This window comes from Mycobacterium hackensackense (assembly GCF_025822555.1).
GTDB classification, from domain to species: Bacteria; Actinomycetota; Actinomycetes; order Mycobacteriales; family Mycobacteriaceae; genus Mycobacterium; species Mycobacterium fluoranthenivorans.
The window spans coordinates 127,511-151,558 of sequence record NZ_JACKUC010000029.1 but is presented as its reverse complement, the minus strand read 5'-3'; the positions used below and the strand labels follow the sequence as shown (position 1 = coordinate 151,558).

28 protein-coding genes and 2 pseudogenes are annotated in these 24,048 nt (G+C 67.3%); 8 read left to right on the top strand and 22 right to left on the bottom strand.

All coding sequences use genetic code 11. The annotated features are described in order from the left end of the window. Window positions 1-7: 7 nt before the first annotated feature. From pgsA to pspM, 4 genes are all read left to right on the top strand, one after another. Window positions 8-610: a CDP-diacylglycerol--glycerol-3-phosphate 3-phosphatidyltransferase gene (gene pgsA / locus H7J86_RS03855; RefSeq protein ID WP_267289463.1), complete on the top strand. Its 603-nt coding sequence runs from the start codon at window positions 8-10 to the stop codon at window positions 608-610. Between the two features lie 73 nt (window positions 611-683). Further along, window positions 684-1,007, top strand: a complete 324-nt coding sequence (gene clgR, locus H7J86_RS03850; RefSeq protein WP_090357243.1) for a transcriptional regulator ClgR — start codon at window positions 684-686, stop codon at window positions 1,005-1,007. A gap of 73 nt (window positions 1,008-1,080) precedes the next feature. Continuing rightward, window positions 1,081-1,893 carry a phage shock protein PspA gene (gene pspA / locus H7J86_RS03845; RefSeq protein ID WP_267289461.1) on the top strand — a complete coding sequence of 271 codons (813 nt, stop codon included), beginning with the start codon at window positions 1,081-1,083 and terminating at the stop codon, window positions 1,891-1,893. A gap of 9 nt (window positions 1,894-1,902) precedes the next feature. Further along, window positions 1,903-2,703, top strand: coding sequence for a phage shock envelope stress response protein PspM (pspM, locus tag H7J86_RS03840; RefSeq protein ID WP_090356585.1), 801 nt, complete (start codon window positions 1,903-1,905; stop codon window positions 2,701-2,703). Between the two features lie 5 nt (window positions 2,704-2,708). Here the strand turns inward: pspM and H7J86_RS03835 are convergent, their stop codons facing one another. Both H7J86_RS03835 and H7J86_RS03830 read right to left on the bottom strand, forming a co-directional pair. Then, window positions 2,709-3,122 (bottom strand): DUF5313 domain-containing protein, encoded by a 414-nt coding sequence (locus H7J86_RS03835; RefSeq protein WP_267289460.1) that lies wholly within the window; start codon window positions 3,120-3,122, stop codon window positions 2,709-2,711. Then, window positions 3,119-3,571 (bottom strand): limonene-1,2-epoxide hydrolase family protein, encoded by a 453-nt coding sequence (locus H7J86_RS03830; RefSeq protein WP_090356581.1) that lies wholly within the window; start codon window positions 3,569-3,571, stop codon window positions 3,119-3,121. The genes H7J86_RS03835 and H7J86_RS03830 overlap by 4 nt, the downstream gene beginning before the upstream one ends. 42 nt (window positions 3,572-3,613) lie before the next feature. Here H7J86_RS03830 and H7J86_RS03825 point away from each other — a divergent pair, with 42 nt between their 5' ends. Together H7J86_RS03825 and H7J86_RS03820 are read left to right on the top strand one after the other, a co-directional pair. Then, window positions 3,614-4,786: a glycosyltransferase gene (locus tag H7J86_RS03825; protein WP_267289459.1), complete on the top strand. Its 1,173-nt coding sequence runs from the start codon at window positions 3,614-3,616 to the stop codon at window positions 4,784-4,786. A gap of 9 nt (window positions 4,787-4,795) precedes the next feature. Next, window positions 4,796-4,987 carry a DUF3046 domain-containing protein gene (locus H7J86_RS03820; RefSeq protein ID WP_090356579.1) on the top strand — a complete coding sequence of 64 codons (192 nt, stop codon included), beginning with the start codon at window positions 4,796-4,798 and terminating at the stop codon, window positions 4,985-4,987. Between the two features lie 11 nt (window positions 4,988-4,998). Here H7J86_RS03820 and H7J86_RS03815 read toward each other — a convergent pair. The 16 genes and pseudogenes from H7J86_RS03815 to H7J86_RS03745 all read right to left on the bottom strand — a co-directional run. Next, window positions 4,999-5,715: pseudogene (locus H7J86_RS03815) on the bottom strand (DUF6390 family protein); the annotation flags it as partial. After that, window positions 5,716-6,777: a hydrogenase expression/formation protein HypE gene (hypE, locus tag H7J86_RS03810; protein ID WP_267289457.1), complete on the bottom strand. Its 1,062-nt coding sequence runs from the start codon at window positions 6,775-6,777 to the stop codon at window positions 5,716-5,718. It abuts the pseudogene before it with no gap. Further along, window positions 6,770-7,870, bottom strand: coding sequence for a hydrogenase formation protein HypD (hypD, locus tag H7J86_RS03805; RefSeq protein ID WP_267289455.1), 1,101 nt, complete (start codon window positions 7,868-7,870; stop codon window positions 6,770-6,772). Before hypD ends, hypE begins: the two co-directional genes overlap by 8 nt. After that, complete coding sequence (locus tag H7J86_RS03800) at window positions 7,867-8,184, bottom strand: HypC/HybG/HupF family hydrogenase formation chaperone (RefSeq protein ID WP_090356574.1); 318 nt, start codon at window positions 8,182-8,184, stop codon at window positions 7,867-7,869. Before H7J86_RS03800 ends, hypD begins: the two co-directional genes overlap by 4 nt. Window positions 8,185-8,209: 25 nt before the next feature. Then, entirely contained in the window at window positions 8,210-10,504 is a 2,295-nt protein-coding gene (hypF, locus tag H7J86_RS03795; RefSeq protein WP_267289453.1) for a carbamoyltransferase HypF, read from the bottom strand. Then, on the bottom strand, window positions 10,501-10,752 hold the full coding sequence (locus H7J86_RS03790; RefSeq protein WP_267289451.1) for a HypC/HybG/HupF family hydrogenase formation chaperone: 252 nt from the start codon (window positions 10,750-10,752) through the stop codon (window positions 10,501-10,503). Before H7J86_RS03790 ends, hypF begins: the two co-directional genes overlap by 4 nt. 3 nt (window positions 10,753-10,755) lie before the next feature. Then, window positions 10,756-11,238, bottom strand: a complete 483-nt coding sequence (locus H7J86_RS03785; RefSeq protein WP_267290569.1) for a hydrogenase maturation protease — start codon at window positions 11,236-11,238, stop codon at window positions 10,756-10,758. 11 nt (window positions 11,239-11,249) lie between these two features. Continuing rightward, window positions 11,250-11,369 carry a DUF6893 family small protein gene (locus H7J86_RS33530; RefSeq protein ID WP_090356569.1) on the bottom strand — a complete coding sequence of 40 codons (120 nt, stop codon included), beginning with the start codon at window positions 11,367-11,369 and terminating at the stop codon, window positions 11,250-11,252. Further along, window positions 11,360-12,715: a hypothetical protein gene (locus H7J86_RS03780; protein ID WP_267289449.1), complete on the bottom strand. Its 1,356-nt coding sequence runs from the start codon at window positions 12,713-12,715 to the stop codon at window positions 11,360-11,362. The genes H7J86_RS33530 and H7J86_RS03780 overlap by 10 nt, the downstream gene beginning before the upstream one ends. Further along, complete coding sequence (locus H7J86_RS03775; RefSeq protein ID WP_267289447.1) at window positions 12,712-13,350, bottom strand: DUF6084 family protein; 639 nt, start codon at window positions 13,348-13,350, stop codon at window positions 12,712-12,714. Before H7J86_RS03775 ends, H7J86_RS03780 begins: the two co-directional genes overlap by 4 nt. Continuing rightward, on the bottom strand, window positions 13,347-13,979 hold the full coding sequence (locus H7J86_RS03770) for a DUF5947 family protein (protein WP_267289445.1): 633 nt from the start codon (window positions 13,977-13,979) through the stop codon (window positions 13,347-13,349). Before H7J86_RS03770 ends, H7J86_RS03775 begins: the two co-directional genes overlap by 4 nt. After that, window positions 13,976-14,911, bottom strand: coding sequence for a NifU family protein (locus H7J86_RS03765; RefSeq protein WP_267289443.1), 936 nt, complete (start codon window positions 14,909-14,911; stop codon window positions 13,976-13,978). The genes H7J86_RS03770 and H7J86_RS03765 overlap by 4 nt, the downstream gene beginning before the upstream one ends. A 3-nt stretch (window positions 14,912-14,914) precedes the next feature. Then, the gene (locus H7J86_RS03760; RefSeq protein WP_267289441.1) at window positions 14,915-16,711 is read right to left on the bottom strand and encodes a nickel-dependent hydrogenase large subunit; all 1,797 of its coding nucleotides are present in this window, start codon (window positions 16,709-16,711) and stop codon (window positions 14,915-14,917) included. Between the two features lie 62 nt (window positions 16,712-16,773). Further along, window positions 16,774-17,829, bottom strand: a complete 1,056-nt coding sequence (locus H7J86_RS03755; RefSeq protein WP_090356553.1) for an NADH-quinone oxidoreductase subunit B family protein — start codon at window positions 17,827-17,829, stop codon at window positions 16,774-16,776. Between the two features lie 116 nt (window positions 17,830-17,945). Next, window positions 17,946-18,761 (bottom strand): hydrogenase nickel incorporation protein HypB, encoded by an 816-nt coding sequence (hypB, locus tag H7J86_RS03750; protein WP_267289439.1) that lies wholly within the window; start codon window positions 18,759-18,761, stop codon window positions 17,946-17,948. A 1-nt stretch (window position 18,762) separates the two neighbouring features. Beyond that, on the bottom strand, window positions 18,763-19,092 hold the full coding sequence (locus tag H7J86_RS03745) for a hydrogenase maturation nickel metallochaperone HypA/HybF (protein ID WP_267290567.1): 330 nt from the start codon (window positions 19,090-19,092) through the stop codon (window positions 18,763-18,765). A gap of 246 nt (window positions 19,093-19,338) precedes the next feature. Here H7J86_RS03745 and recA point away from each other — a divergent pair. Beyond that, a pseudogene (gene recA, locus H7J86_RS03740) lies at window positions 19,339-20,331 on the top strand (recombinase RecA); the annotation flags it as partial. Between the two features lie 19 nt (window positions 20,332-20,350). After that, window positions 20,351-20,884 (top strand): recombination regulator RecX, encoded by a 534-nt coding sequence (gene recX / locus H7J86_RS03735; RefSeq protein ID WP_187099049.1) that lies wholly within the window; start codon window positions 20,351-20,353, stop codon window positions 20,882-20,884. Between the two features lie 14 nt (window positions 20,885-20,898). On the opposite strand, the gene H7J86_RS03730 is transcribed toward recX, so the two are convergent. Genes H7J86_RS03730 through H7J86_RS03715 form a run of 4 tightly spaced genes read right to left on the bottom strand, consistent with a single transcriptional unit; the run spans window position 20,899 to window position 24,009 of the window. Further along, window positions 20,899-21,765 carry an amino acid ABC transporter permease gene (locus tag H7J86_RS03730; protein ID WP_090356546.1) on the bottom strand — a complete coding sequence of 289 codons (867 nt, stop codon included), beginning with the start codon at window positions 21,763-21,765 and terminating at the stop codon, window positions 20,899-20,901. Further along, the gene (locus H7J86_RS03725; RefSeq protein WP_090356545.1) at window positions 21,762-22,442 is read right to left on the bottom strand and encodes an amino acid ABC transporter permease; all 681 of its coding nucleotides are present in this window, start codon (window positions 22,440-22,442) and stop codon (window positions 21,762-21,764) included. The genes H7J86_RS03730 and H7J86_RS03725 overlap by 4 nt, the downstream gene beginning before the upstream one ends. 11 nt (window positions 22,443-22,453) lie before the next feature. Further along, window positions 22,454-23,263, bottom strand: coding sequence for a glutamate ABC transporter substrate-binding protein (locus tag H7J86_RS03720; RefSeq protein ID WP_267289437.1), 810 nt, complete (start codon window positions 23,261-23,263; stop codon window positions 22,454-22,456). A gap of 17 nt (window positions 23,264-23,280) precedes the next feature. After that, window positions 23,281-24,009, bottom strand: coding sequence for an amino acid ABC transporter ATP-binding protein (locus H7J86_RS03715; protein WP_267290565.1), 729 nt, complete (start codon window positions 24,007-24,009; stop codon window positions 23,281-23,283). Window positions 24,010-24,048 lie beyond the last annotated feature (39 nt).

The following is a 24,048-nucleotide window of genomic DNA, read 5'->3' as shown; positions in this document are numbered from 1 at the left end:
TATTCTGATGCCCGTGCCGGGCCAACCAGATATCGATCCTGCGGTACCCCGCGCGTCCGTCGCCAATATCGCCAACCTGCTGACGGGCGTGCGCCTGGTCCTCGTGCCGGTGTTCGTCTACACCCTGTTCATCGGTGACGGCCATGAAACATTCTGGCGGACAATTGCATTCGTGATCTTCGCGGTGGCGGTCATCACCGATCACTTCGACGGCGCGCTGGCCCGCAGCTATGGCATGGTCACCGAGTTCGGCAAATTGGCCGATCCGATCGCGGACAAGCTGCTGATCGGCGCGGCCCTGGTCGGTCTGTCGATGCTCGGCGATCTGCCCTGGTGGATCACCGTCGTCATCCTGGTCCGCGAGATCGGTGTGACGGTGTTGCGGCTGGCGGTGCTGCGGCACGGGGTCATCCCGGCCAGCCGCGGTGGCAAGCTGAAGACGCTGGTCCAGGCGGTGGCGATCGGTCTTCTGATCCTGCCGTTGGCGGCGTGGCCGCCCATCTGGTTCTCGACGGCGACCGTGATCATGTGGGTCGCCGTGGTGCTGACGGTGCTGACGGGCATGGACTATGTGATCTCGGCCATCAAGGATTCCCGGACACGTTCCTGACTTCGGGAACCGACGGCGCACCGGTCGCGTTGATCCGAGTAGGTCAACCCGCCCGACGTTGAAGGAGACCGCGATGACGACGACATTGCTGCGCCAGGTGATCGGCGAGGTGCTGCGGCATGCGCGGACCGCCCAGGGCCGGACCCTGCGCGACGTGTCCGACGCCGCCCGGGTCAGCCTGGGCTACCTGTCCGAGGTGGAGCGTGGCCGCAAGGAGCCGTCCAGTGAGCTGCTCGCCTCGATCTGCGAAGCGCTCGACGTGCCGTTGTCCAGCGTGCTGTTCGACGCCGGTGAACAGATGGCGCGTCAGGAGGCGGGTGCGGGCTACGGCGTCGGACGTATCGACGAGACCACCAAGGTCGTCATTCCTCAGGTTGTGTCCATGGCGGTGGCCTGACGCCCTGGTTAACCGATAGGTTGGCACCAAGCAAAAGCGCAATCTCGACAGATACGAAGGCGGAAACGTTCCCATGGCCAATCCGTTCGTCAAGGCGTGGAAATACCTCACGGCGCTGTTCAACTCCAAGATCGACGAGCACGCCGACCCGAAGATCCAGATCCAGCAGGCCATCGAAGAGGCGCAGCGTCAGCACCAGGCGCTCACCCAGCAGGCTGCCCAGGTCATCGGCAACCAGCGGCAGCTGGAGATGCGCCTGAACCGTCAACTCGCCGATATCGAGAAGCTGCAGGCCAACGTCCGCCAAGCCCTGACGCTGGCCGACCAGGCCACCGCCGCCGGGGACACCGCCAAGGCCACCGAGTACACCAACGCCGCGGAAGCGTTCGCGGCGCAGCTGGTGACGGGCGAGCAGAGCGTCGAGGACCTCAAGGCCCTGCACGACCAGTCGTTGCAGGCGGCCGGGCAGGCCAAGAAGGCGGTCGAGCAGAACGCGATGGTGCTGCAGCAGAAGATCGCCGAGCGCACCAAGCTGCTCAGCCAGCTCGAGCAGGCCAAGATGCAGGAGCAGGTCAGCAAGTCGCTGCAGTCGATGAGCGAGATCGCCGCGCCCGGCACCACCCCGAACCTCGACGAAGTGCGGGAGAAGATCGAGCGCCGCTATGCCAACGCGATGGGCGCCACCGAGCTGGCTCAGAACTCGGTGCAGGGCCGCATGATGGAAGTGCAGCAGGCCAGCGTGCAGATGGCCGGGCATTCCCGGCTGGAGCAGATCAGGGCGTCGATGCGCGGTGAGGCACTCCCGTCCGGCGGCGCTGCTGCCGCGCCGGCCGGGCCGGCCGTCAACCCGCCGGCGGCTGCTCCCGAAGACCGGCTCTCCCAGTAGGTTTCGCACATGATGGGGAGTTCGCAGTCGGGCCGCCGGGAGACCATCTCGGGCCTGATGCAGCGGGGTATCGACACCGCTGCCGAGTTCTCCGATGTGCTTGCCCAGAAGCTGGCCGCCGCTGCCGACCCGCGCGCCAAACTGCTGCGTAAGCGGCGCTGGGCGCGGCGGCTGGCGTGGTTCTTCGCGGCCACCACCGGATTCTGGATCCTGGTGACCGGCGTGCTGGCGTCCTGGAGCACCCCGGTGTGGGCGCTCATCGTCACCGGTGCGATCGCTGCCGCTGCCGCCTTCCCGACCACGCTGCTGTTCCTGCGGTATCGCTGGTTGCGGCGCGAACCGCTGCCGGAGACCGCCGCGCCGCGACGGCTGCCGCCCCGCGGGTCGGTGGCCCGCGCACCGATGGCGGCGCTGGCTTCCTCCGAACGCGGACTGCTGTCGCTGCTGGGCGTGCTGTCGCGATCGCGGCTGTTACCCGACGGTGAACTGCGCGAGATCTCCATGGTGGCGGCGCAGACGGCGTCGACCATGAGCGCGACGGCAGCCGAGGTGGTGGCGATGGAGCGAGCCGCCGCCGTGTCGCCGCAATCGAGGACCCATCTGGCACCCACCATCGACGCGTTCACCGTCCAGTTGCACGCCGGCGCCCGCCAGTATGGCGACATGGTCACCGCTGCAGCGCAATTGGTGTCGGCGGTCAATGCGCCGACGACGGCCGCGCGCTACCGCGACGAGCTGACCGGGGCCACCGATCGGCTGCAGGGCTGGGCGCAGGCGTACCACGAGCTGGGCCAGTTGCGCGGCGCGTAGATCGCCTAGATGTCGTGGGTGCCGGTCTCGGCACCGTCCGGGCGTGGCCCGAACCGCTCGATGTAGGACCGGTGCTTGTCGGCGTCTTTTTCCCGCTGGATCTTGTCGATCAGATGCGGATCCAGACCGTGCACCCGGAGCATGTGCTTGCGCCAGATCTTGTTCAGCGCGTGCGAGAAATAGATGAACGGGATGAGGATCGGGATCGTCATGCTCGCCCGTGTCACGAAGTCCGTGGGGACGAACCAGAACGGGATGAGGATCAGCACCGCCGGGACCAGCACGCGCACCATCACCCGCCGGGTCGCGCCCGGTCCGGTCAGGTCGTTGCGGACCCAGTCCAGCATCGAATCCGGCAGTCGCCGGTTACAGCAGTAGCCGATCAGCTGGAACAGATTGGGTGTGGTGCGGTCGCTCATGTCAGCTGGGGACGCAGGGCGGGGATCACCGCGCCGAGCACGCCGCGCACGATGGCCTTGGCGAAGTCGAACTGGTCGAAGTAGTCGCGCCACAGGGTGATGCGGCCGTCGTGCACCTCGAACACCCCGCACACCCAGAACTGCAGCCGCACGGGGCCGAAGATCAGCACATCGGTGCGTTCGTTGAGCACGGACGCACCGTCGGCGGCCGAGCGGTGGATCAACACGTCGAAGCCGAGGCTGGGCCGTTCCATGGCGCGGAACAGCTTGATGGCACGGCGGCGGCCGTGGATGGTCGGGAAGCCGACATTCTGGTAGACGAGATTCTCGTCGAGAAGTTCGGCGGCGGCATCCAGGTCGGGTGCACGCAGTGCGTTCAGGAATGCCTCGACGGTGGCGATGTTGTCGGCCCCCGCCCGGTGCGCGGCGGCCACCTGCTGCTCGGTCATGTCTCTCAGGGTAGAGGGTGGCGCGTGTGGCAGGGTGGGCGCGTGCGCGTCGCGGTGGTCGCCGGGCCTGATCCCGGACATGCATTCCCGGCGATCGCACTGTGCCTGCGCTTGCTGGCTGCCGGCGACGCACCGACGCTGCTGACGGGCGCGCAGTGGCTGGAGACCGCCCGGGCCGCCGGAGTCGACGCGGTGCTGCTGGCCGGGCTGGATCCGCAGGACGGCGAGGACGACGGCGACGCCGGCGCGAAGATCCACCACCGTGCGGCCAGGATGGCGCAGCTCAATATGGCTGGACTGCGTTCCCTGGGGCCGGACCTGGTGGTCTCCGATGTCATCACCGTGTGCGGGGGGATGGCGGCCGAACTGCTCGGGCTGCCGTGGGTCGAACTCAACCCACATCCGCTGTACCTGCCGTCGAAAGGCCTGCCGCCGTTGGGCAGCGGCCTCGCCCCGGGCGTGGGATTGCGCGGACGGGCCCGCGACGGGCTGATGCGGGCACTGACGGCACGGTCGGTCCGGGACGGGGACCGGCAGCGCGCCCTGGCGCGCGCCGGAATCGGGCTGCCGGCAGCAGATCCGGGTCCGTCGCGCCGGCTCATCGCCACCCTTCCGGCCCTGGAGGTGCCCCGCCCGGATTGGCCGGCGGAGGCCGTGGTGGTCGGGCCGCTGCATTTCGAGCCGACCTCACACGTGCTGCACCCTCCGGCGGGTGACGGGCCACTGGTGGTGGTCGCCCCGTCGACGGCGACGACCGGTACCGCCGGCCTGGCGGAGGTCGCGCTGTCGGCGTTGAGGCCCGGGCAGAATCTGCCCGAGGGCACGCGGGTGGCGGTATCCCGGCTGGCCGGCGCCGATATGGAGATCCCGCCGTGGGCGGTGGTGGGGCTGGGCCGCCAAGACGAACTCCTGGCCCAGGCCGATGTGATGGTGTGTGGTGGTGGGCACGGGATCGTGTCCAAGACCTTGTTGCACGGCGTGCCGCTGGTGACGGTGCCCGGCGGCGGCGACCAGTGGGAGATTGCCAATCGTGTTGTGCGGCAAGGCAGCGGGCCGCTGATCCGGCCGTTGTCGGCGGAAGCGTTGGTGACGGCGGTGTCCGAGGTGCTGTCGGGCCCGTCCCATCGCGCCGCGGCGCAACGGGCTGCGGCGAGTGCCGGCACGGTGGCGGATCCGGTACGGGTGTGCCATGACGCGCTGTCGGCTGCTCGGTAGGTTGGTGGCGTGCGGCTCACCGAATTCAACGAACGTGTCACCGGGCAGTTCGGCGCGGCCTATGGCGCCTCGGTGCTGGTGGACCACGTGTTGAGTGGGATCGGGCGTACCGCTGCGGAGGCCATCGAGGCCGGTGTCGATCCGCGCGACGTGTGGCGGGCGCTGTGTGCGGACTTCGAGGTGCCGCGCGACGTGTGGTGAGCCCGCGCCGCCGCGACCAACTCCAGCGTCCTTGTGGTGGCGGTGTCGAGTGCGGCGCATTCGGTGTCGTCGAGCGTCCCGCACACCCAGTCCCAATGCGCGGAGACGGCTTCACCGGGTGCCGGCCGGGCCGCCAGCGCCACACCGTCGCGGCGCCACCGGACGTGTTCGGGGGCAGGCGCTCCCAGCCGGAGATCACCGTCGGAGAGTGTCAGCGGCCGCGACAGCATCAGTACGTGTTCGTCGGTGACCGATACGACCGTTCCCCAGCGGATACGGCAGTTCTGCATGACGCGCAGCGGTGTCGCCGGGTCGCGATCGAGTAACCGGATCCAGGGATAGACCGCGAACACGTGGAAGCTGTGGTGGGCGAGCACCCCGGCCGGATCCAACGGGGCCGTCAACATCCCGGTGGCTTGTCGGTGAAACGCGGTGCGCAGCCGCTGCAGCAACTCGCTCGGGTCGACGTCAGCCAGCAGGGCGCCGCCCACCCAGTAGGCGCGGACCACCTCGGCGTCGAGTGGATCGTCGAGGCCGGCCGCGTCCGCGAGGGCTCGCAGGTACGGCCAGGCGCCGTCGAATTCGACGGCGTGGCCGGCGAGTCCGGAAGGTCCGCGGGCATCCGGATTCACCGGCCCGCAGTAACCCAGCTCGTTGGGCGGATAGGCGTACCGGGCGAACAGCGCGTGGCCCGGCGGTAGGTCGTCGTGCGCGGTATCCGGGCTCATTCAGCAGATCCGCGGTAGCTGTTCGCCGATGGGCAGGTCCACCACCCGAGTGCCGCCGAGTGCGGTCCGTGCCACCACCATGCCCGGATGGTCGGGAACGCAGTGACCGATCACGGCGGCGTGCGCACCCAGCGGATGGGCGTGCATGGCGGCCAGCACCCGGTCGGCGTCGGCCGGGCGCACGAAGGCCAGCAGCTTGCCCTCGTTGGCCACCTGCAGCGGGTCCAAGCCGAGCAGCCCACACGCGTCGCGCACCTCGCCGGGGATGGGGAAGTTGCGTTCGTCCAGTGCCACCCCGACGCCTGCGGCCGTGGCGATCTCGTTCAACGTGGCGGCCACGCCGCCGCGGGTGGGGTCGCGCAGCACGTGCAGATCGGCACCGGTGTCGAGCATCGCGGACACCAGACCGTGCAGCGGCGCGGTGTCACTGGCGATGGTGGTCGCGAACTCCAGGCCCTCGCGGCAACTGAGCACCGCCACCCCGTGTACCCCGATATCGCCGCTGACGATCACCACATCGTCCGGGACCGCCCGCTGCGGACGGATATCGGCCCGGTCGTCGACGACGCCGATACCGGCGGTGTTGATGAAGACGCCGTCGCCGTGGCCGGCGTCGACCACCTTGGTGTCTCCGGTGACCAGCCGGACCCCGGCGGCCAGCGCGGCGGTACCCAGGGCGCTCGCCACGTGGGCGATGTCCTGCAGCGCGGTGCCCTCCTCCAGGATGAACGCGGTGGACAAGGCCAGCGGTTGCGCGCCCATCATCGCCAGGTCGTTGACCGTTCCGTTGACCGCCAGATCGCCGATCGTGCCGCCGGGAAAGACCAACGGCCGCACCACGAACGTGTCGGTGGAGAACGCCAGCCGCACACCGCCCAGCCCGATGACCGCGGCATCGCCGAGCCCCGCGTCGGCCGCCGTGCCGTAGGCGGGCAGGAAGAGATGTTCGATCAACTCCGCCGACATCGCGCCACCCCCGCCGTGCCCCATCACGATGTTGGGCGCATCGCGCAGCGGTGCGGGGCACACCCACGATTCGAGGTCGATCGATACGTCAGACATGGGTCACTTCCAGTCGTCGGTAGAGGTAGTAGGCGGCGCAGGCGCCCTCCGAGGAGACCATCGTCGCGCCCAGCGGATTTCGGGGGGTGCATTCGCGGCCGAACGCCGCGCACTCATGCGGTGTGATCAGGCCCTGCAACACCTCACCGGACCGGCAGATCGCCGACTCGGCGGTGTGGATGCCGCTCACCGAGAACCGGTGTTCGGCATCGAAGTCGCGGTAGGCGCGCGACAATCGCCAACCGCTGCGCGGGATCATGCCGATGCCACGCCAGGTGCGGTCGGTGACCTCGAAAACGTCGGCCAGCATCGCCTTTGCGGCGACATTGCCCTGTTCCTGCACCGCGCGCGGATAGGCGTTCTCCAGTTCGTGACGGCCGGATTCCAGCTGGATCACGGTGCGCCGGATGCCTTCCAGGATGTCCAGCGGCTCGAACCCGGTGACCACGATCGGGATCCGGTACTTCTCGGTCAGCGGCGGGTACTCGCCGGTGCCCATCACACAGCACACGTGCCCGGCGGCAAGGAAGGCCTGCACCCGGCACGTCGGCGACTCCATGATCGCCGCGATCGCCGGCGGCACCAGCACATGGGACACCAGAAGCGAGAAGTTGCCGATACCTTGGCGTTTGGCCTGGTACACGGTCATGGCGTTGGCGGGTGCGGTCGTCTCGAAGCCGATACCGAAGAACACCACCTGCCGGTCCGGGTTGTCGCGCGCAATGGTCAGCGCATCCAGTGGTGAGTACACCACCCGGACATCGGCGCCTTCGCTCTTGACCCGGAACAGATCCTTCGCGCTGCCCGGTACCCGCAGCATGTCGCCGAACGAGCAGAAGATCACGTCGGGTCGGGCGGCGATGTCCAGGGCCTTGTCGATCATCTCCAGCGGTGTGACACAGACCGGGCAGCCGGGACCGTGGATCATCTCTATCTCGTCGGGCAGCAGCTGGTCGATGCCATGCCGGATGATCGAATGTGTCTGTCCACCACAGACTTCCATGATGGACCAGCGTCTGCTGGTGGCTGCGCGGATCTGTTCGACCAGCTTGCCGGCCAGTGCGGGATCGCTGAACTCATCCAGATACTTCATGGTGTCACCTCGGTGGTTGCCGTGCGCTCCGGCGGGGTCAGCCCCGCCTGCCGTGCCGCGATCTCGAATCCGTCCCCGAATTCCTCGTCGAGCACCCCGAGATGCTCGAACTCCGCCAACGTCCGCTTGGCCGATTCCTCGTCGAGGCGCTGGATCGCAAATCCCACATGAACGACGACGTAGTCGCCGACCGCCGCGTCGGGGATGTACTGCAGGCAGACCTCTTTCTGGATGCCGCCGAAGTCGACCAGCGACATCAGGGTGCCGTCCCGGTCGGCAAGGTTGAGGATCTTTCCCGGAACTGCCAAACACATGGCTCCTCCTTTCGAGCGACATCTCTCACGACGAGTTCCCCACCAGCAACTGGCCGAGCGCGATACCGCCGTCGTTCGGCGGCACACGGTGGTGGGTGAGGACCTCGACACCTCGGGCTTCCAGGCCGTCCACGGCGAGGCCGAGCAGCAGCGCATTCTGGAACACCCCACCGGACAGCGCGACGACCGGTCCCGTGCGGGCGGTGCTCCGGGCGAGTTCGATGATCAGGTCGGCGACCGCCCGGTGAAACCGCGCCCCGATCACGCCGGTCGGCACACCGAGTCGCGCGTCGGTGAGCACGGCGGCCAACACCGGGCCGGGGTCGATGACCGCCGGGTCGCCCGCTTCGATGCGGAAGGCGTACACCGTTGCGCCACAGCACCTGTCGCGTGAGTAGCCCTCCAGTTCGATCGCGGCCTGGGCCTCATAGGCGACCACCTGGCGTACTCCGGCCAGCGCCGACACCGCATCGAACAGCCGGCCCATACTGGACGTCGGAACGCATCCGAGTCCGGTCTGCAACTGGTGGGCCAGTACACGGCGTTCCTCGTCCGGGCAGGCGCGCACGGGGGCCAGGTCGTCATCCCAAGGCAGGCCGGCCGCCCACAGGTGTGCCAGTGCCATCCGGTACGGACGCAGCACGCTGATATCCCCGCCGGGCAGCGGCACGTACTTCAGCTGAGCCAGCCGCCGGTAGCCCTTGTAGTCGGCGAGCAACACCTCACCGCCCCAGATCGCGCCGTCGGGGCCGTAACCCGTTCCATCGAAGGCGAATCCGAGAACCGGCTGCGCACCGTCCAGACCGTGCTCGGCCATCACCGCGGCGATATGGGCATGGTGGTGCTGCACGGACCGGACCGGCCGGCCCGCGGCGTTGCGGTGCGCCCAGGCCGTCGACCGGTAGCCGGGGTGTGCGTCGGCGACGAGGATCTCCGGCGTCACACCGGTCAGCGCCTGCAGATGGTGTCGGGCCGAGTCGAACGCCGACAGGGTGGCCAGATCGTCCATATCGCCGATGTGCTGGCTCAGCCAGGCGTACTTCCCCGCGGCCACGGCCATGGTGTTCTTCAGGTCGGTCCCCACCGCCAAAGTCGGTGGTACCGGTGCCGGGAGCGCGACCGGCAGCGGTGCATATCCGCGCGAGCGGCGGATGGGTATCTGACGCCGCGCGCACACCCGGACCACCGAATCGTCGCACGGTGCCAGGATCGCTCGGTCGTGCAGCAGCCAGCCGTCGGCGAGTGGCCCGAGCCGGTCCACCGCATCGTGATCGGTGAAGCAGATCGGTTCGCCGCCGAGGTTTCCCGACGTCATCACCAGTGCGGTCGGGCCGGGTTCGTCACCGGGCAGCCCGAACAACAGCAGGTGCAGCGGTGTGTACGCCAGCAGGACGCCGAGGTCGGGGAGGTGCGGTGCGACGGCGCGGTCCACCGGGCCACCGGGGCGGCGAGGTAGCAGCACGATCGGGCGTTGCGGGCCCGTCAGCACCCGCTCGGCGGGGAGGTTCACCTCGGCGATGGTGTGCGCAGTCGCCAGGTCGGCGACCATCACCGCGAACGGCTTGTCGCCGCGGCGTTTTCGGATCCGCAGTTCGGTGACCGCTGCGCTGTCGGCGGCATCGCAGGCCAGGTGATAGCCGCCGATACCCTTGACGGCCAGGATCCCGCCACGGCGCAACAGGTCTCGCGCCCGCGCCAGCCCGTCCTCGCCGAGGGTGCGGTGCCCGTCGTGATCCTGGAAGGCCGGCATCGGTCCGCAGTCGGGGCAGCAGATGGGCTGTGCGTGGAAGCGCCGGTCGGCGGGGTCGGCGTACTCCCGGGCGCATGCGCCACACATCGGGAAGGCCGCCATGGTGGTGGCGGCGCGGTCATAGGGCAGCGACGCCGTGATGGTGAAACGTGGGCCGCAATTGGTGCAGTTGACGAAAGCGTGCCGGTATCGCCGGTCGGTGGGATCGCGTTGTTCGGCGACGCAGTCATCGCAGATCGCCACGTCGGGGGAGGCCAGCGTGCGGCCCGCACCGGAGTGGGTGGTGTCGGCGATGGCGAAACCGGTGCCACCTCGCGGCGGAAGATCCTGTGTCTGAACGGCATCGATCACCGCCAGGGGTGGTGGCCGATCCTGCAACGTGGTCAGGAAACCGGCCACGTCGGCGGCGTCACCTTCGATCTCGATGATCGCGCCCGAGCTGTCGTTGCGCACCGAACCGGCCAGGCCCAGCGCGGCCGCGGTGGTGTACACGAACGGCCGGAAGCCGACGCCCTGGACCACGCCGTGCACCTGGATGTTCAGCCGGCGGCGCCGATCGGTGGTTGTCATGGCCCGGGTCCGTCGGTGCCGCTGCCCATCAGCTTCAACCCGTCCAGTGCGGCGTGCGCGCCTGCGGAGTCGGTCTTCTCGACCACGAAGCCCATGTGGATGATCACCCAGTCGCCGGGGCCGAACGTCTCCTCGGGCAGCATGCCGACGTTCACCTTGCGCGGTTCGCCTGCCACCTCGACCAGCGCCAGCTGATCGCCGTAGCCGTCGAGCCTCCGGATCACCCGGCCCGGTATCCCCAGACACATGATTCAGCCCTCCCGCGCCGGGATGCGGGCCAGCAGGTCGGCGACGACACGGTCGACGGCACCGACCGCACCCGGGATGGCGGCCGCCACCGGGCCGGACAGGCCGATGCCGTCCTCGACACTGCCGGCCTCGCAACCGATGACGACGGTGTGCGGTGGGGTTCCACCGAGTGCTTCCAGGCTGGCGAACACCGTGGCGGGATCCATCGCGTGCGCATCCAGACCGGTGGTGGTCAAACGTGATTCGTGATCGGCCTCGAAGATGTGCACGGTGCCCGGTTCGCCCCGGCAGGGCAGGGCGTCGACGAGCACCAGCGCGTCCCATTCGTCGAGCAGGTCGTAGGCCAGGTGCACACCTCGAATGCCGTAGTCGACCAGGTGAACACCCGGCTGCGCCGGGTGGGCCTGGCGCAGTACCTCGGGGCCGAACCCGTCGTCCCCGAGGAAGATGTTGCCGATCCCGGCAACCAGAATTCGTGGCGTGATCGCCGCCTCCGTCACATCCGGCGCATGCGCAGGTAGCGCCGCGCATCCGGGATGGAGCGCAATCCGAGGACGACTCCGGCCACCACCACCACGACGGCGGCCGTCACGGCCACCCAACCCACTACTTCCATTTCGGTTTCCCTTCGATCATCGGTTCGACATTCAGTGGTTCGACCTCGTCGGGTGCGAAGTACAGATGGCGGCCGTACCAGTCGTGCAGGTCGGCGCCCGGGGCGTCCTCGATGACCACGCCGATCTGCCGGTCACCGTCGACGGTTTCGTGCACGGAGGTGACCCGCGCGATCTTGCCGGCGAAGAAGATATCCTGTGCATCGGCCCGCCGTGAGGGCCGCAGCCGGACTCGGCTGTCGCGGCTCACCCGCACCCCGCCGACCAGGACCGCGTCGATCTCGGGGTCGACGGCGTTGTCCGCCAGCGGATCCCACCAGTCGACCCCGTCCGGGATCTCCGGTATGAGTCCCGGTGCCGTGGCGCCACCGTGCGGATCGCGCAGCACGCCGTGCAGGTTCAGCAGCGCCTCCGGTGACATCGCATCGCAGCGGTCGATGATCTTGGCGGCCAGCGGATCGGTGGCCCGGGCCTGCGCCTTCTCGTCATCGGTCATCGTCATCACCCGCAGCGTGAGGATCTCGTCGATCTCGGTCGAGTCGTAGAGCGCTCCTTCGCTCTGTGCGGCGATCTCGGGGTGGTCGTAGAGGATGATCGGCGAGACCAGCATCACGGAGGTGTCGCCGGGCGGGCCCGCCAGCACGGGAAAGCACCGGTACTGCCGGCAGCGGCTCACCGCGTCGGCAGCCGATGCCGGCGGCTCCAGCAGTGACACGAAATCGCCGCCGGTCACCCGGGCGATGAGGTGCGTGCCGATCAACGAGGCCACGATCGCGGTGTCCTTGTCCGCCGGTGGCGGGCCGATATTGCGCAAGGACAGACTGATTCGTTGCAGCCCGCCATCGGATTCGGTACGCAGGGTCAGCTCTGCGTGCAGCTCCGTGCGGGTGCGCACCAGCCGGCCGCCGTCGATCTGTTCGGTGTCGCAGCCGGCGGGGACGACCAGCGGGAGGGTCTGCGGGACGGCCAGTGCGGATCGGTCCAACGGCCCGAATGACCGTTCGCATTCGACCGCTTCATCCCAGGTCAGCCATGATCGAGCTCCAGTGGTGAGTTCGGCGACGGGTTCGAATCCGTCGCCGGCTCGACGTTGTACCGCACGGTGCTGCAACTGCAGGAATCGCACGGTGATCGTCAGCGCGACATCGGGTCCGGGTGCCAGGAGCACCTGGGCCGACAACGTGTCGTCCTCGCCGAGGCTCCGTTCGGCCGCCCGTGCCGGGCCGAGTACGCCGAACTGCCAGCGGGATTGGTTCTTTCCCGAGGTCGCCCGGTACGGGTAGAGCAGGTAGCCCTCGTAGAGCACTGCATCGGCGACGGCTCTGACCTGATCTGCCGCGGTGCTCATCGGGCGTCCTGCACGGCGGTTTCCAGCAGCGCGGTGATGGCGGCGTCGAGTCCCAGCATGCCGTGCGCGGATTTGTAGGTGACCAGTGCCTTGAAGGTGTCATGGTCCAACCGCACCCAGCCGGTGTTCGGGAAGTGCAGATCGATGAGGTCGTGCCACACCGAGACCGGCATGTCGTAGTGGTCTTCGCGGTCCCACGGGATCTGGTGGACGGCGAAGTTGTGGTGGCCCTTGGTGAATACCGTGCCGCTGAACAGGAATTGCAAGGGGATGACGTCGTCCCTCAGGGCATGCAGGTACTTGGCCGCGGTGACCTCGAGATCGTAGGTGCACACCAGGGGGAGTTCGACCTGCGTGGTGCCCACGAACCCCGGCACCATCGCGGTGGTGTGCTGCCACAGGAAGCTGTGTTGGGTGGTACTCCACCGGTCTCGGGTGCCGAACAGGTCGAGCAGGCCGGCCGCCTCGTCGTCGGTGTAGCCGCGGCGCAGCGGGTCGATACGCACCTGACAGCGCAGCGCGATGGCGTGCACGGGTTCGTCGCCGGCGGCGATCCCGATTCGCGCGGTGAGCAGCGGTGTCACCGCGTACGGCTCGGGAGCCACCGCCAGCACCGCGAACGTCACATCGCTCACCGCCGGACCACCTTGCTGCGGGCGGCGACGTGAGCGAAGAACTCGTCGACGAACCGGCGTACCTGTTGGCCGCCGTCGAAGCCGTGCCACAGCATGCGCAGCCGGCCCACGAACTCGTAGCAGGCATCGATGGGCACCAGATAGCTCTCGGGGGGCATCACGGATTCGTCGGGTACCCGCAGGATGAGTGCCTCGGTGTCCTCGGCAAGCAAGTCGACCCGCGGGTCCGCGGTGCGGATCTGATCCCAGATCGTCAGGTCCAGCTCGGACTCGGTCGCTCCCGCCGGCCCCGGATAGAACGCCACCGTGCGCTCGAGCGCGGAATTGTCGAAGAAGAACGCCAATCCCACCGGGATCTGGAGCAGTTCCCACTCGCGGCGTCCGAGCGCGAAGTCGGGGAAGGCCAGATAGCGGTCCGGCACCGCGCGGTAGCGCAGCGCCGCGGTGGTGTCGGTGAACAGCAGATAGCAGCCGCGGCAGACGCACATCAGTTGGCGGCCTTCGATATTGACCACGTGCTGATGCTCGCCGGCGATCTGCTCGGAGCACATCTCGCAGCGTTCACCGGCCGGGGCGGGCTCGGCGCGGTTGGCCCGGATCCGTGCCAGCACGTCGTAGGCGCCGGTCATGAGACACCCGCGGCGATGGACAGCACGCCGTCGCGCACCAGTACCGGCATCGGGTCGAGATGAACTGCGGCACCGTCATTCCCGTCGATACAGGCCCCGGCACGCACGACGTCGAAATGCGCGTGGCAGCGCGGGCACCGCAACACCGGGTCGGTGGACGTCATCCGGCGGTGCAGTGCCGCACCGGCCAGGGATCCGCCGCAGTTCCCGCACCGGTCCCGGTAGGCGAACACCTCGTCGCGGACCCGACAGGCCAGCACCGTGGCGTCGGACACCCGGAATCCACCCACCTCGCCGTCGCCGAGGTCGGCGAGTTCCGGCACGGGATGCCAGACGGCCTGGGTGTGCGCACTGCGGTGGACCCGGCTCAGCAGCGATTGCGCCGGGATGACACCGGTGGTCGCTGCGCTGTCGGCGGGCGCCACCTCGATTGCCGTGACCTCCGGGGCCGCGGCATGGATGGCGTCCTCGACGGCGAGCTCCAGCGTCACCGCCGAGGATGGGCAGCTTTTGCAACTGCCCGCGAACTGTAAGCGGACCACGGCGCCGCCGGGTGTGTCGGTGACGCCGAGCAGGGTGACATCGCCGCCGTGCGAGCCGAGGTAGGGCCGGACCTTGTCGAGGGCGTCCTCGATGCGCCGCGTCATATCGTGGGGATGAAGACCGTGGACCAGCATCAGGCTGGCGATCAGATCGTCGGCGGCGAATTCCTCGGTGAGTGCGGAATGGGCGGCGCCGGTCAGCCGCATGATCCGTTGCAGCGCAGCCCCGTACAGGTCGGTGATCTCACCTGCCAGCTGCTCGGCGCGTTCGCGTGCCAGGGGACCGCCCGTCGCGCTGGCGTCGAGCAGGGTCTGTATCCGATCGCCCGCCGTGCGCCAATAGGCGTCGTCCTGGGTTTCCTCGGGCGCTGACAATCCAGGCGGGCCCACAGGCTATTCCCCGGTGACGGACTGGGTGGGCGAGTGCAGCTTGTCCAGCGTCTTCCCGTCACCCAGATACATGTGCACCCCGCAGGGCAGGCAGGGGTCGAAACTCCGGACCGTGCGCATGATGTCGATGCCCTTGAAATTCTCCCGGTCGTTCTCCTCGAAGATCGGTTGTCCCTGCACCGCATCCTCATAGGGCCCCGGGGTGCCGTAACTGTCCCGGGGGTTGGCGTTCCACGGGGTCGGCGGGTACGGGTGGTAGTTGGCGATCTTGCCGTCCCGGATCACCATGTGGTGGCTCAGCACGCCCCGGACGGCCTCGGTGAACCCACAGCCGATCGCCTCGTCGGGAACTTCGAAGCGCTCCCAGGTCTTGGTGCGGCCGGCGCGGATCTCGACGAGTGCCTTCTCCGCGAAATGTAGCGCGCACGCCGCCGCATAGGCCTGGAAGTAGGTGCGGGCACGGTTGCGTTCGATGGTGTTGCTGCCGTGTACGGGGATCTTCCACTCCAGCTCGACCGGCCCCTTCAGGATGGTCTTGGGCAGGTTGATCTGCACGCTGTGCCCGGTCGACTTCACATAGCCGATATCGACGAGCCCGGCCAGTGCGGTGGACCAGAGCCGGGCCAGTGGACCACCGCCGGTGTCCAGTGCGAGGTGGTCCTTGCCGTCGAACCAGCGCGGTGACATCACCCAGCTGTACTTGTCGTCCATATCCCGCTTCTGCGGGTGCGGGTTGGTGTGCTGGTTCCACGGGTGCCGCCGGTCCACCGGATTATCCAGGGGATCGTTGCGTACGAAGGTCTCCTGGTCGGTCCAGTCGTCGTAGTACGAACTGCCCAACAGGATCCGGATCCCGAGATTGATGTCCACCAGCGAGTGCGTGACCAGCTTGCCGTCCACCACCACACCGGGGGTCACGAACATCGCGTCGCCCCAGCGCTCCATGTCCTTGTACGCGAAGTTGCACACCTCGGGATCCTGGAAGGAGCCCCAGCAGCCGAGCAGCGTGCGGCGCAGCCCGACCCGTTCGTAGCCGGGTAGCGCTTCGTAGAAGAAGTCGAACAGGTCGTCGTGCATGGGGACGACTTTCTTCATGAACTCGACATAGCGCATCAGCCGGGTCATGTAGTCGGTCATCAGCTGGATGGTGGCGACGGTGCCGACGCCGCCGGGGTACAGCGTGGACGGATGCACGTGCCGGCCTTCCATCAGGCAGAACATCTCCCGCGTCCAGCGACTGACCTGCAGGGCCTCCCGGTAGAACTCGCCGGTGAACGGATTGAGCGAGCGCATGATGTCGGCGATGGTCCGGTATCCGTGCTCCGGCGCGTGTGGAGCGGCGGTGTTCTCGGCCTTGGCCAGCACACTCGGATTGGTCTCGGAGACCATTTTCTCGCAGTAGTCGACGCCGACCAGGTTCTCCTGAAAGATGTTGTGGTCGAACATGTACTCGGCGGCCTCGCCGAGATTGACGATCCACTCGCCCAGATGCGGCGGTTTCACGCCATAGGCCATGTTCTGCGCATAGCAGGAGCAGGTGGCGTGGTTGTCACCGCAGATCCCGCAGATGCGGCTGGTGATGAAGTGCGCGTCGCGCGGATCTTTGCCCTTCATGAAGATCGAGTAGCCGCGGAAGATCGACGACGTGCTGTGGCATTCCACCACCTCGCGGTTCTCGAAGTCGATTTTGGTGTAGATGCCGAGGCTGCCGACGATCCGGGTGATCGGATCCCAGGCCATCTCCACCAGCTGGCCAGGCTCGCGCTTCACCTCTGAGGGCCCCGGAATGATCGTTGTCATGGACTTCGCTCCCTCGATGAACCTTTTCGCAGTGACGGATGCGGAGCCGCAGCCGTTCGCAGTCACCAGGTGCGGGTGGCACCCGATTCGAGCGTGGTGCCCCGGTGCCGCCAGCGTGGTTCCTGGTCCACGGTGTGTCCGGTGATGTGCCGCAGGCTGCGGATGACCGAGCCGTACAGACCCGACGCCGCGGTGGACACCTTGCCGCCCGGCGGCTCGTCCATGAAGGGCATGAACTTGTCCGGGAACCCCGGCATGGTGCAGCCGATACAGATACCACCCACATTCGGGCAGCCACCGATCCCGTTGATCCAGCCCCGTTTCGGCACGTTGCATTTCACGACCGGACCCCAACAGCCAAGTTTGACAATGCATTTGGGCGAACCGTACTCACGGGCGAAGTCGCCCTGTTCGTAGTATCCGGCCCGATCGCAACCCTCATGCACAGTCGCCCCGAACAGCCACGTCGGCCGCAACGCCTCGTCCAGCGGGATCATCGGAGCTTGGTCGGTCGCCATGTACAACAGGTACGTGAGCGTCTCGGACAGGTTGTCGGGATGGATGGGGCAGCCCGGGACGCAGACGATGGGGATACCCGCCTTGCTCTTCCAGTCCCAGCCGAGGTAGTCGGGCACACCCATCGCGCCGGTCGGGTTTCCGGCCATCGCATGGATGCCGCCGTAGGTCGCACAGGTGCCCACGGCCACCACCGCGGTTGCCTTGGGAGCCAACCGATCCAGCCATTCGCTGGTCGTCATCGGTTGTCCGGTGGCGGGGTCGTTGCCGAACCCGCACCAGTAGCCGTCCTCGTGTAGCTGCTCGTTGGGTATCGATCCCTCGACGACCAGCACGAACGGCTCCAATTCGCCGCGGTCGGCTCGGAAGAACCACTCGAGGAAGTCGTCGGCGCCGCCGGCCGGGCCGCATTCGAAGTCGATCAGCGGCCAGTGCACGGCGATCTTGGGCAGGCCGGGAAGGGCGCCGAGCGCGATCTCCTCGATGCTGGGCTGGGTGGCGGCAGTCAACGCCACGGAATCGCCATCGCAACTCAGACCGGCGTTGATCCAGAGCACGTGGATCAACGTCTCTTCTGCTTTGACTGCTGCCGAAGTGGGCATAGCGCAGTTCTTTCCGGGACGGGCTGGGCCCCTGCGTCGATCTTCCCGGGGATGAGCTGGATCCCCGCCACCGCAGGAGTCGACGTACGGCCCGTTGTGCGGTGCTGTTACTCGGTTTACTCCGAGGGGTTTGCCTTGTCAATGGATCGGGTGGACCCGGACCTCCGCTCGCCCAAAACGCCAGGGCCGGAGTCGATCCAGTCGTACCAGGCTCTCATGCCCTGGCCCGTCGCCGCCGACAGCAGCAGGACGTCCGCTGTCGGGTTCACCGAGCGCACCGCGTGCCCGAAGACATCGAGGTCGAAGTCCACGTAGGGGAGCAGATCGACCTTGTTGACGATGATCAATCCCGCCGCCGCGAACATGTGCGGATACTTCAGCGGCTTGTCTGCGCCTTCGGTGACCGAGATGACGACCACCATCGCGCGCTCGCCCAGGTCGAACAGCGCCGGGCAGACCAGATTGCCGACGTTCTCGATGAACAGCAGTGAATTCGGCTCAGGGGCAAGGGTATTCAATGCACTCTCGATCATCTGCGCATCGAGATGACAGCCCGCCCCGGTATTCACCTGCACGGCCCGCGCACCGGCGGCCCGGATGCGTTCGGCATCGAGCAGGGTTTCCTGATCGCCTTCGATGACGGCGATGGTGCGATGCGGGGTCAGCCCGCTGATGGTGCGTTCGAGAAGGGTGGTCTTGCCGGCCCCCGGTGAACTGGTGATGTTGAGGGCCAGGATATTTCTCTCCGCCAGCCGGGCCCGATTCAGGTGGGCGATGTGGTCGTTCTTCGCGAGAACCTTCTGTTCCAGCGAAATGGTCTCGGTAGGGGAGTGGCTGTGTGGGTGGTCGTGGGAATGTGGATGGTCGTGCGAGTGGTGCCCGGGCAGGGTGATGATCGCCGCGTCCTCGCCGCAGCCACAGGTGGCGCACATCTCAGCTCACTTCCATCGACAGGATCTTGAGTTCCCGGCCGGTGAGTACCTCGACGTCGGCGCTGCCGCAGCGGCACAGCAGGATCGGGTCGGTCACCGCGAAGCGTGCGCCGCATCCTCGGCAGTGGGCCGAGCCGGGTGGGATGTCCAGGTCCAGCCGTGCGCCGTCGGCGACGGTCCCCGCGGCGGCCAGGTCGAAACAGAACCGCATCGCATCGGGTGCCACCGCGCACAGTGCGCCCACCTCGACCCTGACGCTGTGCACCCGGCGGCCCGCGGCATGCTCGCATACCGCATCGACGACGCTCTGGGTGATGGACAACTCGTGCACATGTGCCCCGATCCGGGCTGGATCAATCCACGATAGGTCCAGATCGGCGGAGGCACAACGAAGCCGTCTGCGCCGGACGGTCACGGGTCCTCCCGCCACGGGTGCGGCGTGTCACCTTGCCTTCGAACACCTGTTCGCTAATGTGGTGGGCAATCGACTGAGCGGACTTGTCGGTGGTTTGTCTTAGTGTCACGCCCAACCGATCGGAACACCGGTCAACCGCACGACTACCGGAGAGGTATCACCATGGCGCCACAGGCACCGGATCGCGAAAAGGCACTCGAACTGGCGATGGCCCAGATCGAGAAGAATTACGGCAAGGGCTCGGTCATGCGCCTCGGTGAGGAGGTGCGTCAGCCCATCTCGGTCATCCCCACCGGGTCGATCGCGCTGGACGTGGCGCTGGGTATCGGTGGCCTGCCGCGAGGCCGGGTGGTCGAGATCTACGGCCCGGAATCCTCGGGTAAGACCACCGTCGCCCTGCACGCGGTGGCCAATGCCCAGGCCGCCGGCGGTATCGCCGCCTTCATCGACGCCGAGCACGCGCTGGACCCCGAATATGCCCAGAAGCTCGGCGTGGACACCGACGCATTGCTGGTGTCCCAGCCCGACACCGGTGAGCAGGCCCTGGAGATCGCCGACATGCTGGTGCGTTCCGGCGCGCTGGACATCCTGGTCATCGACTCGGTGGCCGCCCTGGTGCCGCGCGCCGAGATCGAGGGTGAGATGGGCGACAGCCACGTCGGCCTGCAGGCCCGCCTGATGAGCCAGGCGCTGCGGAAGATGACTGGTGCGCTGAACAATTCGAACACCACCGCGATCTTCATCAACCAGCTGCGCGAGAAGATCGGTGTGATGTTCGGTTCGCCCGAGACCACGACCGGCGGTAAAGCGCTCAAGTTCTACGCCTCCGTGCGTCTGGACGTCCGCCGGATCGAGACGCTCAAGGACGGCACCGACGCCGTGGGTAACCGCACCCGGGTGAAGGTCGTCAAGAACAAGGTGTCCCCGCCGTTCAAGCAGGCCGAGTTCGACATTCTGTACGGGCACGGCATCAGCCGGGAGGGCTCGCTCATCGATATGGGTGTTGAGCACGGCTTCATCCGCAAGTCCGGCTCATGGTTCACCTATGAGGGCGAACAGCTCGGGCAGGGTAAAGAGAACGCCCGGAAGTTCCTGCTGGAGAATCCCGATGTCGGCAACGAGGTCGAGAAGAAGATCAAGGAAAAGCTCGGCATCGGTGCCGTGGTGACCAGTGATGACGTTCTGCCCGCCCCAGTCGACTTCTGAGACCGGGCCGGCCGAGGGACCCAAGCGCGAGGAGCAGGCGCGGGATGTGTGCCTGCGTCTGCTCACCGTGCGAGCCCGCACCCGGGCCGAACTCGAAGCGCAGCTGACCAAGCGGGGCTACCCGGACGATATCAGCGCCCGGGTGCTGGACCGGCTCACCCAGGTCGGGCTCATCGACGACACCGCCTTCGCGCAGGAGTGGGTGCGCTCCCGGCGTGCCAACTCCGGAAAAGGCAAGCGCGCGTTGGCCTCTGAGCTCCGCACCAAAGGGGTGGACGCCGAGGTGATCGCCGAGACGCTCGACAGCGTCGACGCGGGGGAGTGGCGGGTGCAGGCCGAGCAGTTGGTGGCCGCCAGGCTGCGCCGGGAGAACCTCGACGACGAAGCCAAGGTCACCCGGCGGCTGGTCGGCATGCTGGCCCGCCGGGGTTACCACCAGACCATGGCTTTCGATGTGGTCAAGACGCAGCTGGCGCAGGAGCGGGCCCGGCGGGTCGTCTAGCGGACGTCCGTCGTCTAGACCGCGGAGCCGTCCTGTACCAACGGTCGGGCGGCCAGCGGTTCCGGCCCCTTCTTGGACCGGCGTAAGCGGGCTTCCAGGCGGGTGGCCAGTGCCGATAGGGCGAAGTTCAGGCTGATCATCAGCGCTGCGATCACCATCAGCGCGGGGATCAAGTTGCCGTAGGACGTCCCGACGCTGGTGCCCTGGCGGACCATCTCGACAAAGGTGATCTGGTAGCCGATCGCGGTGTCCTTGAGGACCACCACCATCTGCGATACCAGCACCGGCAACATCGACGTGATGGCCTGCGGCAACAGGATCGAGCGCATGGTCTGCCCCCACGTCAGACCCAGGGCCGAGGCGGCTTCGCCCTGCCCGCGGGGAAGGGCGTGCACACCGGTCCGGACGATCTCGGCGATCACCGCACTGTTGTACAGCGTCAGCCCGGTGACCACGCCCGCCAGGGCCAGCTGTTTCGAGGGGAACACGTCGTACGCCGCGAACAGCGCATACGCGAACAGCATCATGATGAGCACCGGCACCGCGCGGAAGAACTCCACGAACGTCGCGCACGCCCAGCTCACCACAGGCACCGGGGATAACCGGCCCACGCCCAGTACGCAACCGAGCGCCAGCGCCAGCACGATGGACAGGGCCGCGGCGGTCAAGGTGCCCTGCACACCCTCCAGCACGTAGTTCTTCCAGAGGTTTGCGGTCAGGAACGGCTCCCACTTGGCCGCCGTGAACTGTCCCGCGGCGGCGAACTTCCAGATCAGCCAGCCGAAGATCAGGGCGAACACCGCCACCGTCGCCACGGCGAGAATCGCGTGCCGCACCCGGGCCCGGGGGCCGGGGGCGTCATAGAGAACGGACCCGCTCATCGCAGCACCGCCCAGCGTTTGCCGAGCCAGCCGAAGAGCAACCCCATGGGCAAGGTCAGGATCACGAATCCGGCCGCGAAGATCCCACCGACGACCAGCAGCGCCGAGGAGTTCTCGATCATCTCCTTCATCAGCAGGGCGGCCTCGGCCACGCCGATCGCCGAGGCGATGGTGGTGTTCTTGGTCAGCGCGATCAGCACCGAGCCCAACGGGATGATGACCGCACGAAACGCCTGCGGCAGCAGGATGATCCGCAGATTCTGGCTGAACGTCAGACCGAGTGATCGGGCCGCTTCGGCCTGCCCGATGGGCACGGTGTTCACCCCGGACCGGATCGCCTCACACACGAACGACGCCGTATAGACCGTCAATCCGAGCACCGCCAGCCGGAAGTTGCTGTCGACGATCGACGTCGGCGACTTCGGATCGGTCAGGGTGATGTGCAAGGTGTTCGCCAGCCCCAACGAGCAGAACACCAGGATCAGCGTCAGCGGGGTGTTGCGCACCACGTTGACGTAGGTGGTGCCCATCGCCCGCATGATGGGCACCGGGGACAGCCGCATCGCCGCGAGCAGGGTGCCCAGGATCACCGCACCGACCGCGGCGTAGGCGGTCAGTTCGACCGTCGTCGCGAACGCGCCGAGGATGTTGTAGTCGCGCCCGCCGAAATGCAGCACCGGCTGCCCGCCTACTTGTCGACGGTCGGCGGCGTCGGTGTGGCGATACCGGCCGGACCGAGATTCTTGTCGAAGGCCGCCTTCCAGGCGCCGTCGGCTTCCATCTTGGTGATGGCGTCGTTGATCTTGGTGCGCAGTTCGGTATCGCCCTTCTTCAGGCCGATGCCGTAGCGCTCCTCGGAGAACGGCTTGCCGACGATCTTGAAGGTGCCCGGGCTCTGGGCGGCGTAACCGGCCAGGATCACCTCATCGGTGGTCACCGCGTCGATCGCACCGGTCTTGAGCGCCTCGACGCAGGCCGAATAGGTGTCGTACTGCTGCAACTGCACGCCGGGGTACTTGTCCTTGATGCGCTGCGCGGGGGTGGAGCCGCTGACCGAGCAGAGCTTCTTGTTGTTCTGCAGCGACTCGGGGCCGGTGATATCGGAGTTGTCGGCCTTGACCAGCAGACTCTGCCCGGTGATCAGGTAGGGCCCGGCGAAGTCGACCTTCTCCTTGCGGGCATCGGTGATCGAATAGGTGGCCACGATGTAGTCGACCTGGTCGTTCTGGATCAGCGTCTCGCGCTGCCCCGAGGGGGACTCCTTGAATTCGATGTCCTCCGGCTTGTATCCGAGTTGGCCGGCGACATACGTCGCGACGTCCACGTCGAAACCGCTGAAGGTGCCGTCCGGATTCTTCAGGCCCAGGCCGGGCTGGTCGAACTTGATGCCGACGGTCACCTTCTTGCTGTCGTTGCCCCCGCCACCGCAGGCGGCCAGCGACAACGGCAGGGCGGCGGCCACCAAGAGGGCGGCGGCTACCCGGATTCGCGATGACATGAGCGCTCCTTACTGATTCAGTGGTTCAGGATCTTGCCGAGGAAGTCTTTGGCGCGGTCCGACTGTGGATTGGTGAAGAATTGCTCGGGTTCGGCGTCCTCGACCACCGCGCCGTCGGCCATGAACACCACACGTTGCGACGCCCGCCGGGCGAATCCCATCTCATGGGTGACCACCAGCATGGTCATCCCCTCGGTGGCGAGGTCGGTCATCACGGCCAGCACCTCTTTGATCATCTCCGGATCGAGGGCACTGGTCGGTTCGTCGAACAACATCACCTTGGGGTGCATCGCCAGCGACCGTGCGATGGCCACGCGCTGCTGCTGGCCGCCGGACAACTGCGCCGGATACTTGTCGGCCTGGCTGGCGATCCCGACTCGCTCCAGCAGCGCCTGCGCCTCGGTGCGGGCCTTGTCCTTGTCGGTCTTACGCACCTTGACCGGCGCCAGCATGACGTTTTCCAGAATTGTCTTGTGCGCGAACAGATTGAACGACTGGAAAACCATGCCGACGTCGGAACGCAGCTGCGCCAGTTTGCGTCCCTCCTCGGGCAGGACGACGCCGTCGATGGCAATGGTGCCCGAGTCGATGGGTTCGAGCCGATTGATCGTCCGGCACAGCGTCGACTTGCCAGAACCCGATGGTCCGAGGATCACCACGACCTGCCCGCGCGGCACGTCGAGGTTGATGTCCTTGAGGACATGCAGGGAACCGAAGTGTTTGTCGACCCCCTGTATCGAGATCATCGGGACCGAGGTCGCGGTGGTCATGGGTTCTGACCCTAC